At 68.7% G+C, this 16,966-nt stretch carries 16 protein-coding genes; 5 read left to right on the forward strand and 11 right to left on the reverse strand.

Going from position 1 to position 16,966, the window contains the following annotated elements; genetic code table 11:
• Positions 1–8 precede the first annotated feature (8 nt).
• From DMC61_RS28855 to DMC61_RS28865, 3 genes are read right to left on the reverse strand one after another with little or no spacing between them, the layout of a single operon-like run.
• Positions 9–1,490 carry an NAD(P)/FAD-dependent oxidoreductase gene (locus tag DMC61_RS28855; RefSeq protein ID WP_125692904.1) on the reverse strand — a complete coding sequence of 494 codons (1,482 nt, stop codon included), beginning with the start codon at positions 1,488–1,490 and terminating at the stop codon, positions 9–11.
• Entirely contained in the window at positions 1,487–2,335 is an 849-nt protein-coding gene (locus tag DMC61_RS28860; protein WP_125692906.1) for an SDR family oxidoreductase, read from the reverse strand. Before DMC61_RS28860 ends, DMC61_RS28855 begins: the two co-directional genes overlap by 4 nt.
• On the reverse strand, positions 2,332–3,279 hold the full coding sequence (locus tag DMC61_RS28865; RefSeq protein ID WP_233594991.1) for a patatin-like phospholipase family protein: 948 nt from the start codon (positions 3,277–3,279) through the stop codon (positions 2,332–2,334). Before DMC61_RS28865 ends, DMC61_RS28860 begins: the two co-directional genes overlap by 4 nt.
• A gap of 48 nt (positions 3,280–3,327) precedes the next feature.
• Here DMC61_RS28865 and DMC61_RS28870 point away from each other — a divergent pair, with 48 nt between their 5' ends.
• Positions 3,328–3,960: a TetR/AcrR family transcriptional regulator gene (locus DMC61_RS28870; protein ID WP_125692908.1), complete on the forward strand. Its 633-nt coding sequence runs from the start codon at positions 3,328–3,330 to the stop codon at positions 3,958–3,960.
• Positions 3,961–4,059: 99 nt separating this feature from the next.
• Here the strand turns inward: DMC61_RS28870 and DMC61_RS28875 are convergent, their stop codons facing one another.
• From DMC61_RS28875 to DMC61_RS28895, 5 genes are all read right to left on the reverse strand, one after another.
• Positions 4,060–5,004: an AraC family transcriptional regulator gene (locus DMC61_RS28875; RefSeq protein ID WP_125692910.1), complete on the reverse strand. Its 945-nt coding sequence runs from the start codon at positions 5,002–5,004 to the stop codon at positions 4,060–4,062.
• Positions 5,005–5,095: 91 nt separating this feature from the next.
• Complete coding sequence (locus DMC61_RS28880; RefSeq protein WP_125692912.1) at positions 5,096–5,911, reverse strand: CoA ester lyase; 816 nt, start codon at positions 5,909–5,911, stop codon at positions 5,096–5,098.
• Positions 5,908–6,687 (reverse strand): MaoC family dehydratase N-terminal domain-containing protein, encoded by a 780-nt coding sequence (locus DMC61_RS28885; protein WP_125692914.1) that lies wholly within the window; start codon positions 6,685–6,687, stop codon positions 5,908–5,910. Before DMC61_RS28885 ends, DMC61_RS28880 begins: the two co-directional genes overlap by 4 nt.
• Complete coding sequence (locus tag DMC61_RS28890; protein ID WP_125692916.1) at positions 6,684–7,838, reverse strand: CaiB/BaiF CoA-transferase family protein; 1,155 nt, start codon at positions 7,836–7,838, stop codon at positions 6,684–6,686. Before DMC61_RS28890 ends, DMC61_RS28885 begins: the two co-directional genes overlap by 4 nt.
• Before the next feature lie 17 nt (positions 7,839–7,855).
• Positions 7,856–9,004, reverse strand: a complete 1,149-nt coding sequence (locus DMC61_RS28895; RefSeq protein ID WP_125692918.1) for an acyl-CoA dehydrogenase family protein — start codon at positions 9,002–9,004, stop codon at positions 7,856–7,858.
• An 86-nt stretch (positions 9,005–9,090) separates the two neighbouring features.
• On the opposite strand from DMC61_RS28895, the gene DMC61_RS28900 reads away from it, so the two are divergent.
• From DMC61_RS28900 to DMC61_RS28910, 3 genes are all read left to right on the forward strand, one after another.
• Entirely contained in the window at positions 9,091–10,038 is a 948-nt protein-coding gene (locus DMC61_RS28900; RefSeq protein WP_125692920.1) for a LysR family transcriptional regulator, read from the forward strand.
• The gene (locus tag DMC61_RS28905) at positions 10,035–10,817 is read left to right on the forward strand and encodes an alpha/beta fold hydrolase (RefSeq protein WP_125692922.1); all 783 of its coding nucleotides are present in this window, start codon (positions 10,035–10,037) and stop codon (positions 10,815–10,817) included. The genes DMC61_RS28900 and DMC61_RS28905 overlap by 4 nt, the downstream gene beginning before the upstream one ends.
• A 64-nt stretch (positions 10,818–10,881) precedes the next feature.
• Positions 10,882–12,222: an MFS transporter gene (locus DMC61_RS28910; RefSeq protein WP_125692924.1), complete on the forward strand. Its 1,341-nt coding sequence runs from the start codon at positions 10,882–10,884 to the stop codon at positions 12,220–12,222.
• A gap of 747 nt (positions 12,223–12,969) precedes the next feature.
• On the opposite strand, the gene DMC61_RS28915 is transcribed toward DMC61_RS28910, so the two are convergent.
• Together DMC61_RS28915 and DMC61_RS28920 are read right to left on the reverse strand one after the other, a co-directional pair.
• Complete coding sequence (locus DMC61_RS28915) at positions 12,970–14,208, reverse strand: DUF222 domain-containing protein (protein ID WP_370456434.1); 1,239 nt, start codon at positions 14,206–14,208, stop codon at positions 12,970–12,972.
• A gap of 63 nt (positions 14,209–14,271) precedes the next feature.
• A complete protein-coding gene (locus tag DMC61_RS28920) occupies positions 14,272–15,318 on the reverse strand; it encodes an NAD(P)/FAD-dependent oxidoreductase (protein ID WP_125692926.1) in 1,047 nt (348 codons plus the stop codon).
• A gap of 81 nt (positions 15,319–15,399) precedes the next feature.
• Here DMC61_RS28920 and DMC61_RS28925 point away from each other — a divergent pair, with 81 nt between their 5' ends.
• A complete protein-coding gene (locus DMC61_RS28925) occupies positions 15,400–15,963 on the forward strand; it encodes a TetR/AcrR family transcriptional regulator (protein ID WP_125692928.1) in 564 nt (187 codons plus the stop codon).
• Here DMC61_RS28925 and DMC61_RS28930 read toward each other — a convergent pair.
• On the reverse strand, positions 15,960–16,955 hold the full coding sequence (locus tag DMC61_RS28930; RefSeq protein ID WP_125692930.1) for a TerC/Alx family metal homeostasis membrane protein: 996 nt from the start codon (positions 16,953–16,955) through the stop codon (positions 15,960–15,962). The genes DMC61_RS28925 and DMC61_RS28930 overlap by 4 nt on opposite strands.
• Positions 16,956–16,966: the final 11 nt, after the last annotated feature.

The following is a 16,966-nucleotide window of genomic DNA, read 5'->3' on the forward strand; positions in this document are numbered from 1 at the left end:
CCGGCACCCTACGCGAACGTGTAGTCCTCGATCGGGAAGCTCTGCGCCTCCTTGATCGCGTTCAGCGTGGAGGACGGCCGCAGCAGCGTCGCCTCCCCGTGCGGGTTGAAGTAGTAGCTGTTCGCCGGGGCGCAGTTCCCGAGCGTGAAGATCGAGTCGCCGAGGCGCTCGGTCATCCGGTCGAGGAACGCGTCGTTGGCCTCCTGCGTCACCTCGAACTCCGTCGCGCCACGCCGCCGCATCGCGCCGAAGAGCCGGTCCATATGCCGCATCTGGGTCTCGATGGTGGTGAAATAGGACAGTCCCGAGTAGGAATACGGGCTGTTGAGCGAGATGAAGTTGGGGAACCTCGGGATCGCGACGCCCTCGTAGGCCTGGAAACGGTTCTCCCGCCACCACTTCCCGAGATCCCGGCCGTCGCGCCCGATGATCTCGATCGCCGGGAAGTTCGCCTCCCACAGGTCGAATCCGGTCGCCAGCACCAGGACGTCGATGTCCCGCCGCCGCCCGTCGGCGGTCTCGATGCCGCTCTTGTCGATCTTCGCGATGGACGTCGTCTCCAGATGCACGTGGTCCTTCGTGAAGGCCGGGTAGTACTCGTTGGAGAACGTCGGGCGCTTGCAGCCGAACGAATAGCGCGGCGTCAGTTCCTCGCGCAGCCCCGGATCCCGCACCTGACGGCGCAGATGCGCCTGGCACCACAGCTTGCCGAGCCGGTTCGCCATCGGCAACTGCTTGTAGTGCAGCACACCGGAGACCATCATCAGCTCCAGCAACGCGGTCCCGGTCAACCGGGCGGCCCGCTGGGTGAACGGGAGCGCCGCAAACGCGCGCCGGACCGCCTTCGGCACCGGGAAGTCCAGTTTGGGGCTCACCCAGATCGGCGTCCGCTGATAGACGGTGAGGTCTCGCGCGACCTTCGCGATCTCGGGGATCAGCTGGACCGCGGTCGCGCCGGTGCCGATCACCGCGACCCGCTTGCCCGCGAGGTCGTACTCGTCGTCCCAGGCGGTGGTGTGGATGACCTTGCCGCCGAAGGAGTCGATCCCGGCGATGTCGGGTTTCTTCGGCTGGGAAAGGAATCCCGTGGCGGTGAGGAGGTACTTCGCGGTGACCGGGTCGCCATCGGCGAGCGTGACCTTCCAACGCGCGTCCGCCTCGTCCCAGACCGCGCCGGTGACCACCGAGCCGAACCGCATGTAGCGCCGCAGCCGGTACTTGTCCGCGACGTGCTCGGCGTACCGCTTGAGTTCCGCGCCCGGCGCGAAGAGCCGCGACCAGTGCGGATTCGGCTCGAACGAGTACGAGTAGGTGGCCGAGGGGATGTCGACGGCCAGCCCGGGATAGCGGTTCACATGCCAGGTGCCGCCGAGGTCGGATTCGCGTTCGAGGATGAGCAGGTTGTCGTAGCCGAGCCGGTTGAGCTGGATCGCCGCGCCCATCCCGCCGAAACCGGCTCCCACGACGACGGCGTCGTATTGCGTGGTCATGCGTTTTCCTCCCGGTGGGTGTCCTGGTCGAGGCGGGCGCGGTAGCCGTCCCGCTCGGGTGAATCGGGCCGTAGGGCGCGGTCGTCCCGCACCAGACGGCGGAACGCGTTGAGCGCCGGTTCGGGGGTCACGGCCGCGAGGGTCGCGAGCGCGCCGACGTAGCCGGGCACGGCGATCTCGGCGGCACGGGTGCGGACGGAATCCACCACGGCGTCGGCGATCCGGCCCGGTTTCACCTTCGGGATCGGCCGCATGTCGAGCCCCGAGGCGAGCGCGGTGTCGACCGCCGACGGCAGCACGGCCGAGACGCTCACGCCGTGCGGCGCGTACTCCAGCCGGGTCGCCGCGGTCAGCCCGACGACGGCGAACTTGCTGGCGTTGTAGATCGCCAGCCCTTTCACCGGGAACTTCCCGGCCAGCGAAGCGACGTTGACGATATGCCCACGCCCGCGTTCCAGCATGCCGGGCAGCGCCAGCCGCATACCGTGGACGACGCCGAAGACGTTGACCTCCATGGTCGCCCGGTTCAGGGCGTCGGAGAGGTCGAGGAAGCCGCCGTTCGGCATGATCCCGGCGTTGTTGACGAGCACCGCGAGCGGTCCGTTCGCCTGGTCGGCCTCGCCGAGGAACGCGGCGAACGACGCCGGATCGGCGACGTCCAGATGATGCGCGGTGCCGCCGATGCCGGCGGCGGTCCGTTTCGCGGCTTCGAGGTCCAGGTCGCCGATCGAGACGCGCGCGCCGAGGGCGGCCATGCGTTCCGCGGTCGCGCGGCCGATGCCCTGCCCCGCGCCGGTGATCGCCACGTGTGCCCCGTCGAGGTCAAGAGGCGGGTACTTGGTCATGCGCGTACTCCTTCTCGTTCGAAGGCTTCGGCGACCAGGGCGGGCGCCGTCCTCGACGCCGTGGCGAGCACGTGCTCCCGACGCCGTCCGTCCATGAAGTTCGCGCCCATGGCGGCGAGATCGGCGGGCCCCGGCTCGATCCGCACCACCCGGACACCGGCCGCGCGCAGCCGCCGCGCCTCGTCGTCGACCCGCCTGGTCATCGCCGTCCGCAGCAGCCGTTCCAGCCGGGCCGCACCGCGGGCCGGTGCGCCGCCCTCGCTGCTCATCGGCGCGATCAGCACGACCTCGCCGACGTCGTGACCGAGCAGGAGATCGGCCGAGGTCGGGGAGACCGTGCCGCCGTCGAGCAACGGCCGTCCGTCCACAACGGACGGTGGAAACCAGCCGGGGATCGCCCACGACGCGGCGATCGCCTCGCCGAGGCGGACGGGTGGCGCGTCCGGGGAGCCGAGCGCGACCCGCTTCCCGGTCAGGTCCGCGGCCATCAGCCAGGTCGCGGGATGCGGCACCCAGCCGCCGGGCGCCAACGCGTCCCCGAGCTCATGAAGCCAGCTCGCGTCGCCCCGGCCCCGGGGCAGGAGGCCCGCGAGACCGGCGAGCGTGTCGACGTCACGGCGCAACGCGGCCCGGACCAATCCGGCCGCGGGCCAGCGCGGGGACGGCACCGGCGGAAGCCTGTCCGGAACGCGGCGGACATGCGCGGCGACGACGGCGTCGCCATCGGGCGCGCCCGCCACCGCGTCGAGGATCGCCTTCGCGGGGATGCCCGCCCCGAGCATGGCCGCCGCTTCGGCCCCCGCCGACGTGCCGACCAGGATGTCCGCCTCCCGGGGGTCCCAGCCGGCCTCGGTGTGCAGCGCGTCGAGGACGGCGGCCGTCCAGGCGAACCCCAAGGTGCCGCCGCAGCCGAGCACCAGTGCTCTCGCGGAATGACGTGTCATTTCCGGAACGGTATGTCATTTGAACGCGTCAGGCAATAAGCTGGCGGAATGACGACGGAGATCCCGGTCAGCAGGGCCGCACGGAAGAAGCAGGAACTACGGCGCGAGATCGTGGAGACCGCGTTCGACTGCTTCGCCGAGCGGGGCTACCACGCGACCGGGATCGCCGACATCGCCGCCCGGCTGGGCATCGGGCACGGCACCTTCTACCGGTACTTCCAGAACAAGCGGGACATCGTCGACCACGTCATCACGGACCTGGTCGAGAAGGTGGTCGGCGCGCTGGCCGCGGACAACGCGCCGGACGCGGTCAACAGCCTTGCCGAGTACCGCAAGCAGAGCGCGCGCATCGGCGACGCGCTCGCCCGGATCTTCGGCGACGACCCGCGGATGGCCCGGTTCCTCCTGCTCGAAGCGGCGGGTATCGACGCCGAGATGCGGGAACGGGTGCTGGACTTCTACGAGACCGCCGCCGAGCTGACCGCGGGCTATCTGCACCACGGCGTCCGCCTCGGGTATCTGCACGAGGACCTGGACGTGGACTCCACCGCCCGCGCGATCAACGGGATGATCCTCGCGTCGATCCTGTCCGAACTGCGCGATCCGTCACCGGAGCGGCAGGCCGCGATGAGCCGGGCGGTCCGCCGGGTGATGTACGACGGGATCGCGACACACCAGTAAGCGGGGTCTGGGCGGTACTGGTGCCACGCTCATGGAACAGGGTCCGGACCGCCGGGTCTAGCGCCCGGAACGCATACCGGCACCGACGAAAACGAACCCTCAGTGATTCCGCAGGGTGTGACTGGGCGGTTCGCCGAAGGCCGCGCGGTACTGCGCGCTGAACCGGCTGCCGTCCAGGAAACCCCACTTCGCCGCGACACTCGTCACCGTCGTGCCGCCACCGGGTGCGGCGGCGCGGAGGTCCGCCCTGGCCAGGTCGAGCCGGACCCGGCGCAGGTAGGCCATGGGCGTGGTGTCCAGATGCCGCCGGAACGCCAGTTGCAGGGCCCGCACCGAGACCCGGCAGGCGCGGGCGACGTCGGCGACCCCGAGGTCGAGGTCCGGGTTCGCCTCCAGGAAGGCGACCGCGCGGCGCACGGTTTCCGGGACGGCGTCCCGGCGGTCAAGCGGGCGGTCTTCGCTCGCGCCCGTGGTGAAGGTGTCGAGTGCCATGGCCGCCATCAGCCTGCCCGCCGCGCCGAGCACCAGCGGGCCGTTCTCCACGCCCGGATCGGTGAACAAGGCGGTCAGGTAGTCGACCGTCCGGCACCATCGCCGGGCCTTCTCGGGGCTCACCGGCTCGTAACACAACCGCTCCACCACGGGCGCCGGGTCGATGCCGCCGAACAGCGAGAGGTCGATCCCGGTGATCTGCAGCCGCGTGCCGTGCAGCCCCGTCCGGTACTCGCGACCGGGATGCGGGCCGGCGAACACGTCTCCCGGACCGAGCCTGCGGTCGCTGATCCCGTCGTCGAGTTCCTGCTCGCCGTCCAGCACCCGCAACAGCACCATCCTGCCCAGCGGCTGGACGACGACCTCCGTGGTCAGCGTGTTGTGCAGGAAGTCGAAATGCATGCCCCCGAGGTCGCAGCGGTTGTGCTCGAAACGGTAGCTTTCGACGCTGCCGCGCACCCGCAGGCGATTGTCGCGGTACGCCTCGGCGAGCAGGGCACACGCCTGTTCCGGATCGGTGGTCGCGAATTCCGTCACCTTCGGCTCGTGCACGCCGACCACGCTTCCTTTCCGTTCACCCGTAACGAAAAGTCCGCCCGGAACGCTACCGCCGCCCGGTGGGCCCCACCAGGGTCCGTCGGTGTCATCCGGCTGGTCGGAATGGCTCACCCGCGCGCTCGAGGATCGCCCTGGCCCGGGCTTCGACCGGTTTGTCGATCATCTGGCCGCCTGCCACAGCCACCGACCCGTCGCCCGCGAGCGCGGCCACTCCTCTCGCCCACTCGATTTCGCTCGCCCCCGGAGACAGCTCACGATCGGCGACCGCGACCTGGCGCGGGTGCACGCAGAGTTTCCCGGTGAAACCGAGGGTCTTGGCGTGTTCGAGATCGGCGACGAGCGCGGCTTCGTCGTCGAGCGCCGTGGTGACGCCGTCGATCGGGGCCGCCCGGCCCGCGGCTGCCGCAGCGACGACGATCGCGGAGCGCGCGTACCGCAACGCCTCGTGCGACCGGTGATCGACGCCGAGTTGCGCGGCCAGATCGACACTGCCGAAAGCGGGCCGCACCACGGCGTCCGCACCGCAGACCGCCACCGCGTTCGCGATCCCGGCCGCCGTCTCCACCAGTGGCACGATCGGGACCCCCGGCAGCCGGCCGGCGAGGGAATCGATCTCGGCGGGGTCCTCGGCCTTGGGCAGCATCACCGCGAGCGCGCGGCCGACACTCGCGACATCCTCGTGGTACCAGGCGGTTCCGGCGGCGTTGATCCGGACGACCGCCCGATGGCCTTCTTCCAGCCACGCCCGGACGTGTTCGCGGGCGGCGTCCTTCCGCTCGGGCGCGACGGCGTCCTCCAGGTCGAGGATCACGACGTCGGCGCCACTGGCCGCGGCCTTGGCGAAGCGGTCCGGCCGGTGACCGGGGACGAACAGGAAGGTCTTCGCGCTGGTTTCGTTCATCGGCCGAGGCTCCGCATCGTCCCGGTCGCCGTTCGCCGTCCGTGCCGATCACGCACGGCGGTGCCGCTCTCGTCTGCCCGGACGATCATGCCCTGATGGTCGAACAGGGGCGAGACGAGGCGGTAGTCGAAGGCCAGCCGTCCGGCACTCCCCCGCCGCCGTGCGGCTTCGGCCATCGCGAGCGCCTGCAGGGGGCCGTGGGTGAGCAGCCCCGGATAGCCCTCGACATCGCGGGCGTAGTCACGGTCGTAATGGATGCGGTGAGCGTTGTAGGTCAGCGCCGAGAAGCGGAACAGCAGCGTCGGCGAGACGTCGATCGCCCATTCGTCCTCGGCCACCGGCACTTCCGGCTCCTCGACGGCCGCTTCGACCTGCCCCGAAGCGGCGTCACGGTAGACGATGTCCTGCTCCTCTTCGACCACGACCGCGCCGTCCTGGACGATCCTGTGGCCGGTCACGACGAAGGTCAGCCGTCCGGTTCGGCCCTGCTTCTCCTGCGTGGAAAGCACTTCCGTCTGCCGTTCGGCGGGCAGACCGCACCGCAGCGGGCCGAGCGTCCGCACGCGACCGCCCGCCCACATCCGGCGGCGCCCGGGCTCCGGGACCTTGCCGCGCATCGGATGCCCGTCCGGCCCCAGATCGGCCTGCGCGGGCCGGTCCAGCAGGTAGAACCAGTGCCACAGCGGGGGCAGGCCGTCGCGGTCCAGATCCGGCAGGTCGACGTCGAGCAGCGAGGCCAGCGCCTCCGCGGGGCCCGGCTGCAGGATTTCCCTCACGTTCGCACCTCCTGCCGGGCGCCGAACTCGGCCCGGATCGTCTCGTTGTGCGCACCCAGCGCGGGTACCGGCCCCATGACCGGCTCGCGGCCGTCGACCTCGACCGGTGGGAGCAGCGCCTCCAGCGGGCCCGCCGGGGTTTCCACCGCGCGCCACCGGTTCCGCGCGGTCAGCTGCGGATGCCGGGTGAACTGCTCGGGCGTCCGCATCCGGGCGTTGGCGATCCCGGCCCGCTCCAGAAGATCGCCGACCTCGTCCGCGGTCAGGCCGGTGAAAGTCGTTTCCAGGATCGCGGTGAGCTCGCCGTCGTTGCGAACGCGGTCGTCGTTGGTCCGGAAACGCGGATCTTCGGCGAGTCCGGGGCGCGCCAGGACGTCCCGGCAGAGCACGACCCATTCCCGTTCACTTTGGACGCTCAGGAAGATCTGGTCGTCACCGGTGCGATACGGCCCGTACGGCGAGATCGACGGATGCGCCGCCGCCGTGCGCCTCGGCGGTTCCTGGCCGTAGCGGGAGAAGTAGGCGGGTTGGCTCATCCATTCACCGAGCGAGTCGAGCATCGCGACGTGCAGGCTCGCCCCGTCGCCGGTGCGCTCGCGCTCGTACAGCGCGGTGAGGATGCCGCTGTAGGCGTACATCCCGGTGGCGATGTCGGCGATCGAGATCCCCGCCTTGGCCGGGGTGTCCGGCGTCCCGGTGGACATCACGAGCCCGGTTTCGCACTGCACCAGCAGATCGTAGGCCTTCTTCGTCCGATATGGACCTTCCGGACCGTAGCCCGAGATCGAACAGTGGATGAGATCCGGACGGTCCGCGCGCAGCGTGGCGGCGTCGAGGCCGAGCCGTTCCGCCGCGCCGGGGGCGAGATTCTGCAGAAAGACGTCCGCCCGGCCGATCATCGCGCCGGCCAGCGCCCGGTCCGCCGGATCCTTGATGTCCAGCTCGATGCTTTCCTTGCCCCGGTTGAGCCAGACGAAGTAACTCGACTGCCCGTGCACGGTCCGGTCGTAGTCGCGGGCGAAGTCGCCGACGCCGCGGCGTTCGATCTTGATCACGCGCGCGCCGAAGTCGGCGAGCTGACGTGAGGCGAAGGGCGCGGCGACGGCCTGTTCCAGCGCGACGACGGTGATTCCCTCGAGTGGTTGGCGCATGGAGCCTTCCTCGGTGTTCAGGACGGGATGCGGTGCCGTTCGATCAGCTGGCGCGCGATCACGCCGCGCTGGATCTCGTTGGTGCCCTCGCCGACGATCATCAGTGGCGCGTCACGGAAGTACCGCTCGACGTCGTACTCCGTCGAATAGCCGTAGCCGCCGTGGATGCGGACCGCGTCGAGCGCGATCTCCATCGCGGCCTCGGAGGCGAACAGTTTCGCCATCCCGGCTTCGAGGTCCGCGCGTTCACCGGAGTCGTAGCGGCGCGCCGCGTGGTGCACCAGCTGGCGCGCGGCCTCGAGTTTGGTCGCCATGTCCGCGAGATGGTTTCCGACCGACTGGTGCTGCCAGATCGGTTTGCCGAAGCTCTCGCGTTCCTGGGCGTAGCGCAGGGAGTCCTCCAGCGCGGCCCGGCCGACGCCGAGGGCACGGGCGGCGACCTGGATCCGGCCGATCTCCAGGCCCCGCATCATCTGGGCGAAGCCGTGTCCCTCCACGCCACCGAGCAGGGCGGTGACCGGCGCGCGGAAGCCGTCGAAGGAGAGTTCGCAGCTCTCGACGCCCTTGTAGCCGAGCTTGGGCAGATCCCGCGAGACCTCGAAACCCGGCCCTTTTTCCACCAGCAGGACGGAGATGCCCTGGTGGGCGGGTTCGGCGGCGGGGTCGGTCTTGCACAGCAGTGCGACCAGCTGGGACCGGCGCGCGTTGGTGATCCACGTCTTGCTGCCGTTGATGACGTACTCGTCGCCTTCGCGGCGTGCGGTGGTGCGGAGTGCCTGCAGGTCCGAGCCGCCGCCGGGTTCGGTGAGCGCCATCGTCGCGCGGATCTCGCCCGTCGCCAGCTTCGGCAGGTACGTGTCCTTCTGCTCCTGCGTGCCATACGTGGCAAGGAGTTTCGCGACGACGGTGTGGCCGCCCATCGCGCCGGCGAGGCTCATCCAGCCGCGCGCGAGCTCCTCCGTCACCGACGCGTAGCACTGGGCCGAGACGTGGGCCTCGCCCCAGGGCTCGGGCACGGCCAGCCCGAACACGCCCATCGCCTTCATCCGGTCGATGAGTTCGCCGGGATAGGTGTTCGTGTGGTCGAGCTCCCGCGCGACGGGCCGGACCTCGCGATCCACGAACTCGGCCACGAGGGCGACGATCTCGGTCTCTTCCTCGGTCATGTGATTATCATGGGCGATGATGAGAAGGTATGTGAAATACCGAATCATGATAGCCGCATACCGGTCCGCGATGTGAAGGGACGAGGGTGGACTTCAAGCAGCTCAAGGCGTTGGTGACGGTCGCCGAGGTCGGCAGCGTGACCCGCGCGGCCGAGCTGCTGCACCTGGTCCAGCCCGCGGTCACCCGGCAGATCCGCACCCTGGAACAGGAACTCGGGGTGCCGTTGTTCGAACGGACCCGCCACGGGATGCGCCCGACCGAGGCGGGCGCGACGCTCGTCGAACGCGCACGCCGGGCACTCACCGAACTCGACCGGGCCCGGGCCGAGCTGGCCCCGAAACCCGGGGTGGTCACCGGGATCGTCACGGTCGGCCTGCTGGAGAGCGCCGCCGAACGACTCGCCGCGCCACTGACGACGGACGTGCTGCGCGAGCATCCGGGTATCGAATTGCGGCTGCTCACCGCGTACTCCGGGCACCTTCAGCGGTGGATCGACGACGGTGACGTCGACCTGAGCCTGCTCTACAACCTGACCAGCACGCCGTCGCTCAACGTCCGTCCGCTGGTCCGCGAACGGCTCTGGGCGGTCGCGCCCCCTTCGGCCGGGCTCGATCCCGCGCGGCCCGTCCCGTTCGCCGAGGTCGCCGCGCATCCGCTGGTCATGCCGTCCGAAGGGCACGCGCTGCGCACCCTCATCGACGGCGCGGCCCGTGAGGCAGATGCCGAGGCAGAGGTCACCGTGCAGACCAACGCCATGACCCTGCAGAAGCGCCTCGTGCTCGGTGGCCACGGCTGGACGATCCTGCCCGGCATCGGCATCGCGGCCGATGTCGCCGACGGCACCCTGAGCGCCGCTCCGGTGTGTGAACCGGAGGTCTGGCGGACCGTCGTCCTCGGCACGCCGAGGACGGGGCGTGTGACGCCCGCCGTCGATGCCGTCGCCCGGGCGCTGGTCCGGCAGATCCACCGGACCGTGCGCGAGGGCGAGTGGCCCTCGGCGCGGCTCTGGGAAGACCGAACAGGAGAAGAATGAGCACGCTCCCCCGCACCGGCCACGCCGTCGCCGCCGACGGCACCCGGCTGGCCTACCAGTGGCACGGCAAGGGCCGGCCGCTCGTACTGCTGGCCGGGCAGGCGAACGACCACACGTGGTGGGACCGCACGCGCGGGGACTTCCCGAGCACGATCACCATGGACTATCGCGGCACCGGCGCCAGTGACGCACCCGATTCCGCTTACTCCACAACGGGTTTCGCGGAAGACGTGATCGCCGTGCTCGACGAGCTCGGGGTCGGCGAGGCCGACGTCTACGGCACTTCGATGGGCGGGCGCGTCGCGCAGTGGGTCGCCGCGCGGTATCCCGATCGGGTGCGGCGGCTGGTCCTCGGCTGCACCACGCCGGGCGGCAAACACGGGGTCGAGCGCTCGAACGATGTGCGGCTGGCCCTGGCGCGACGCTCCTCCGTCGAGGCGCGGGAAACACTGGAGGACTTGATGTACACGCCCGCCTGGCGCGCGGCGAATCCCGGCCCGTACCGCGTGCTGGGCGCGCACGGCATGCCGCCGCACGCGGTGCGCGGGCATCTCGTCGCGAGCAACACCCACGACGCCTGGGACGTGCTCCCTGAGATCAGCGCGCCCACCCTGGTCCTGCACGGCGACGACGACCTGCTCGCGCCTGTGGCCAACGCGCCGTTGCTGACGGACCGGATTCCCGGCGCGCGGATGCATCTCTTCGCGGGGGCGCGGCACGCCTACTTCGACGAGTGCCGTCCCGAATCGAGCGACCTGGTGAGCGACTTCCTCGGGTAGACCATGCCGACCGGGTATGTGCCCATCGCGGATTTCTATTTCTCAACCGCAGGGATCACAGCTCATGATGGTCGGCATTCCCGGAGCGAAGGAGCTTCCCTTGCCGCACAAGACACCCGGCGTCGTCGCGAACGTGGTCCGCGGCTGCCTCGGAAACCTGGTCGAGTGGTACGACTGGTTCGCCTACGCCTCGTTCAGCATCTACTTCGCGGCCAGCTTCTTCCCCGAGGGAAACCTGACGGCGCAGTTGCTTTCGACGGCCGTCGTGTTCGCGGTCGGCTTCCTGATGCGCCCGCTCGGCGGCTGGCTCCTTGGCCTCTACGCTGACCGGTTCGGTCGCCGCGCCGCGCTGACCCTTTCCGTGACGCTGATGAGCTTCGGCTCGCTGGCCATCGCCCTCACGCCCGGCTATTCGTCGATCGGCATCGTCGCGCCCGTGATCCTGGTGGTCGCCAGGCTCGCGCAAGGTCTCTCGGTGGGCGGCGAGTTCGGTTCGAGCGCGACCTACCTGTCCGAGATCGCCACTCCGCGGCGACGGGGGTTCTACTCGAGCTTCCAGTACGTCTCGATCACCGTCGGGCAGCTCTCGGCCCTGCTGGTGATGATCGTGATGCAGTCGCTGCTCACCGAGGCGCAGATGTACGCGTGGGGCTGGCGGATCCCGTTCGTCCTCGGCGCGATCGCGGGGCTCGTGGTGATGTACCTCCGCCGCAGCATGGTGGAATCGGAACACTTCCAACGCTCTTCGGCCGCCGGTTCGCCGCCTGGCGGCTTGCGGGTCTTGCTGCGCGAGCACCGATGCCAGGTCCTCGCCGTCCTCGGCCTCGCCATCGGTGGGACGGTGGCGTTCTATACCTTCACCAGCTACCTGCAGAAGTACATGGTGAACACCGCCGGGATTCCGAAGCCGACCGCTTCGCTCATCGGTTTCGCCGCCTTGTTCCTGTTCATCTTCATGCAGCCCGTCGCCGGCGCCCTCTCCGACCGCTGGGGCCGCCGTCCGGTCATGTTCGGCTTCTCCGTCGGCGGCATGCTGCTGACCGTGCCGATCATGACGCTCGTGGGGCGGACGGGGAATCCGTGGATCGCCTTCCTGCTCATGATCACCGCCATGGTCTTCCTCAGCGGCTACACCGCCCTGTCGGCCATCATCAAGGCGGAAATGTTCCCCACCAACGTCCGCGCGCTCGGCGTCGGCCTGCCACACGCCCTGGCGACCGCGGTGTTCGGTGGGCTTTCGGAACCGATCGCGCTGGCCTTGAAGCAGGCTGGGCACGAGAGCGTGTTCTTCTGGTGGGTGACCGGGTGCATCGGGTTGACGTTCGTGGCGACTTTGGTGGTGCGGGAGCCTTCGCGGGGCTCTTCTTTGGAGGTTGGTGGGGTGCCTGCTTCCGTTGTGAGGTGAGGGCTGGTTGCGTTGTTGGGTTCCGGTCCGCCCGTTGCCGGATTTCGGCAAGTCGCGCGCGGCTGTGGCGGAGCTCCTCACCAGCACGACTGTCGCCGAATTCCGGCGACAGTTTTGTGGCCATGTCTCGGAATGGTGGCGGCGCGATCGTTAGGGTTCCAGTCCGGCTCGTCCTTCGATCGGGTCCCTCGGGGACGCCCCCTCTCGCGAGCTGTCGCCAATTCTCGGCAACCTAGTCCCGGTGACGCCGCTGTCGGCTCTCACACGGCCACGTGGTTCTCGCCACTTTCCGGCAACAGTTCAGCACGGCGGTTCGGTTCATTCAGCGGCGGAGGCGAGCTGTCGCACCGCTGTCCTATGGGCGTGGTGATCGCGAGGGCGCCGTCCGACGCCTCACTCTCGCGAGCCGTCGCCAATTCTCGGCAACCTAGCCCCGACGACAGCGCTGTCCGCTCCCACACGACCACATTGTTCTCGCCATTTTCCGACGACGCCACCGATCGTGGCGCGACTCAAGCCGGGACCGTTACCGGAATCGCAACGTTATGAGCACCGTGGCCGTTCTCCGGCGACGACACACCACGGCAACGGAGGCGAACTGCCGTAACCCTGCCTTGCGGGCATCGCGAACGTGAAGACGCCGTCCGGGCCCGAAGCCTATCCTCGCGAGCCGTCGCCGTTTCTCGGTAACTGGGCCCAGATGACACCGCCGTCCGCTCTCACACGGCCACGTTTTCCAGCGACGACTCAGAACGGTGGCGGTTCCTCAGCCCGAGGCTCATGTAACGGCGGAGGCGAGCTCTCATACCTCTGCCCCGCAGGCGTAGTGATCGTCAGGGTCCCGTCAGAACCCAACCGATAGTTCCAACCAGGCTCGTCCTTCAACCGATGGTCACGGCGACACAGATCGACCAGCTCGGTATCCGCGGTATGGCCACCGAACTGCCACGGCACCGAATGATCCAGATCGCAGGCCTGCGCCACCCGGTGACACCCAGGTCTTCGGCACTCACGATCCCGCACCCGCACGAACTCACCCAGACCGGCGGTAGGCCGATACCGATCCCGCCCCAGATCGAGAACCTGCCCCGACAACGGATCCGTGATGATCCGCCGCAACACCGTATTCGCCCCACCAGCGATCTCCCGCGCCGACGACGCCGGAATGTGCCCATGCCCCGCCATCTCTGCCGGGTCGTCGTTCAGCCCGAGGTAGGTGTTCAAGTCCATGTAGAGGAACACCTCGGACCGTTCGGTCTTCCCACCCGGGCCACCCAGCAAGAGATCAAGAGCCACATCGGCACGCAACTGATCCAGCGTGCGTGTCTCCCCACCAGCCCGCAGCGCCCGCGCCTCACGATCGATCCGCGTATACGCGGCAGCCACCTTCTCCACAGGACCGTCCTCGACCTCGATCGACGCCACCCCGGTCTCACCGTGCCGCACAGACAAACGACGGCCGCCACGATTCCGTTCAGCCCGCCGAGCCGCCCCGTCACGATCGGCCATCATCGCCGCATGATTCGCCGCTTTCCGGACCTGGTCAGAGTTCCGGTCCGATAGCCGATCTTCCAGAACCGCATCCACCGCGCGGGCGTCCTCATCCGACAACCACGCCGTGGCCGCAGCGACTTTCATCGCCCCGAAACCACCCACCTTCCCAGCATCCAACAACCCCAGCGTGCGAGGCAGACGGGTCGTCAACGCCTCAGCCGTCGACACCAGACCAGCCGCATGACCATCCACAACAGACAAAGCCAACGCGACCTCCTGAACCACACTGGAGACACCATCACGATGCCGACTCAACCGCCCCAAAGCACGAAACCGAACAGCCTCCAACCTCGCGATCCCCTCCGACGCCGCAACAGCCACAGCCACGGCATCGTCATCCCCCAGCGAATCCAGCGAAGCATTGACCTCCTTCAAAAATTCCGACGAAGTGATTTCCTTGAGTAGCGCCACAGTGGCGTTGAGAGTGTCCACACCAAGAACGTACAACCGGCCACCGACAGTTTCCGAAACCGTTGCGGGACAACGCAATCAGCGCTAATCCACATCAAGCAACCCCTCAGCACCGTTCTCCAACCGCCGCGCGATCTCCGCCGACCGCGGCAACATGGTCGCCTCGTAAACCGCGACGGCCTCACCCAAACTGGCCGAACCAGCCAGCGCCAGGGCGAGTTCACAAGCGTCGAGCATGGCCAGGTTCACGCCGACACCCAGCGGCGGCATCAGGTGAGCGGCGTCGCCGAGCAGGGTCACCCACGGCTTGTGCTCCCACGTATGCGGAACGGGCAGGGCGAACAACGGCCGGTCGACGTACGGCCCGTCGTTGTCGGTGATCATCCGCAACAGTGACGGCGACCAGTCGGAGAACGCGTCGAGCAGTCGCGCGCGAATCTCAGAGCTGGCCCCGTCCGCAGGCATCCGCTGGACGATGTAGACCCGGATGTGGTCGCCACTGTTGCGCTGCGCGAAAAGGCACCGCTCGCCGTCGGCCGCCATCGCGCTGCCCTGGCCGACGAGTTCGGCGATTTCGGGATGCGCGGTCCGGACATCGTCGAACCATGCCTCCAGGAAGGTGATGCCGGTGTATTCGGGCACGGCCGCCGACAACGCCGGACGGACCCGCGACCACGCACCGTCGGCGCCGATGATCAGGTCCGTCTCGACCGTGCTGCCATCCGTGAACCGCAGGAGCCCGGGAGCTTCGACACGGTCCAGGGTCCGTCCCCAGTGGACAGTGTCCGGCTTCAGCGAGTCGAGAAGCAGGCCACGCAGCTGACCGCGGTCGATCTCCGGTTTGAACAGCTCCCCCTCGGCCGGGACATGGTGCGCCAAGAGCCGTCCGGAGGGATCCAGTTTGCGCATCTCCTGCCCTTCCGGGCGGGCGAGCGCGAAGAACTCCTCGAGGAGGCCGGCTTCGCGCAGGGCCAGCTGTCCGTCATCCGCGTGGAGGTCGAGAGTGCCGCCCTGGTTTCGAGCACCGGGATGAGGGTCGCGGTCGTAGACCGTCACGGGAATGCCGTGCTGCTGCAGGATGCGGGCGCAGGTCAGGCCACCCGGACCCGCTCCGATGATGCTGATCGTCATGCACCCAGAAAAGCAGAACGAGTTAAAAAGTGCAACGAGTCAACTTAGTTACTGCGACAACCTATGCGGTAGAGTGCGCCCATGGAGACACCGGGACGGCGTGAACGCAAGAAGGCGGCCACCCGCCAGGCACTGGCGGACGCCGCGTTGAGCCTGTTCCTGGAGCGCGGCTACGACCAGGTCAGCATCCGCGACATCGCCGAGGCGGCCGACGTCTCGACGACGACGTTGTTCAAGCACTTCCCCGGCAAGGAAGCGCTTGTCTTCGACGAGTCGGCAGATCGCGAGGCACGCCTGATCGCCGCCGTCAGGGATCGCGAGGAAGGCCAGAGCATCGTCGAGGCGTTGCGCGAGTACGTGCTCGCCACCTGGCTTCCGATCACGACGCACCCCCAATACGCCGAGTTCACCGCGCTGGTGAGCGGCACCCCGGCACTCCAGGAGTACGGCGAGCGCATGTGGACCCGGCACGCCGCGGCCCTCGGCGCCGCCATCGCCGAGGAGACCGGCGCCGGCTCCGAAGACATCGCCTGCCGCGCGCTCGCCCGCTTCGTGCTGGACATCCCGGCACTCACCCGAGGCCGAAAGGATCCGCGAGAGGACGTCGAGAGGATCTTCGATCTCCTCGAACGAGGCTGGCGTTAGTCCTCTTCGGGACGGGAGCCGCGCAGCGAGCCCGGATGCGCCTTGGCGGAGGGATCCTTGCGGGTCTTGAGCAGGCTCGCCACCGTCACCACGACGAGGATGCCGATGATCACCGAAAGGCTGACCGGCGTCGAGATCTCCGGAACACGCTCGTCGATGTCCACGTGGGCCCAGTGCAGGATCAGCTTGATCCCGATGAAGCCGAGGATCACCGCGAGCCCGGCCGACAGGTACACCAGGCGATCGAGCAGGCCCTTCACGAGGAAGTACAGCGCCCGCAGGCCCAGCAGGGCGAACGCGTTGGCCGCGAAGACGAGATACGGCTCGTCGGTGACCCCGAAGACCGCGGGGATCGAGTCCAGCGCGAACAGCAGGTCGATCCCGCCGATCGCGAGCAGCACCACCACCAGCGGCGTGCCGACACGCTTTCCGTCCACCCGGGTGGTCAGCTTGCCGCCGTCGTACTCGGTCGAGAGCGGCAGCAGACGGCGCGCGGACCGCACCACCACGTTGTTCTCGACGTCCGGATCCTCGTCCCGATGCCGGAACAGCTGGACGCCGGTGTAGATCAGCAGCAGCCCGAACAGCAGGAACATGAAGGAGAACAAGGAAAGCAGCGTCGCGCCGAGGGCGATGAAGATCGCGCGCATGATCAGCGCGACGACGATGCCGAACGTGAGCACCTTGTGCTGGTGCTCCTCGGGCACCGCGAAGGTGCTCATGATGATCACGAAGACGAAGAGATTGTCGACCGACAGGCTCTTCTCCACGATGTAACCCGCGAAGTACTGCTGCCCGAAGTCGCCACCGTGCGCCACTGTCAGCCAGACGCCGAACGCCACCGCGACCAGGATGTACCCGACCGACCAGGCCACCGCCTCGCCGAAGCCGACCTTGTGCGGCCGCACCGCCGCGAGGATGAGATCGAGTGCCAGGAGCCCGAGCACCAGCCCGATCGTGACGATCCAGGTGAGGGCATCGATCTGGAGCATCCGCACCCTGT

The organism is Amycolatopsis sp. WAC 04169 (genome assembly GCF_003947535.1).
GTDB classification, from domain to species: Bacteria; Actinomycetota; Actinomycetes; order Mycobacteriales; family Pseudonocardiaceae; genus Amycolatopsis; species Amycolatopsis keratiniphila.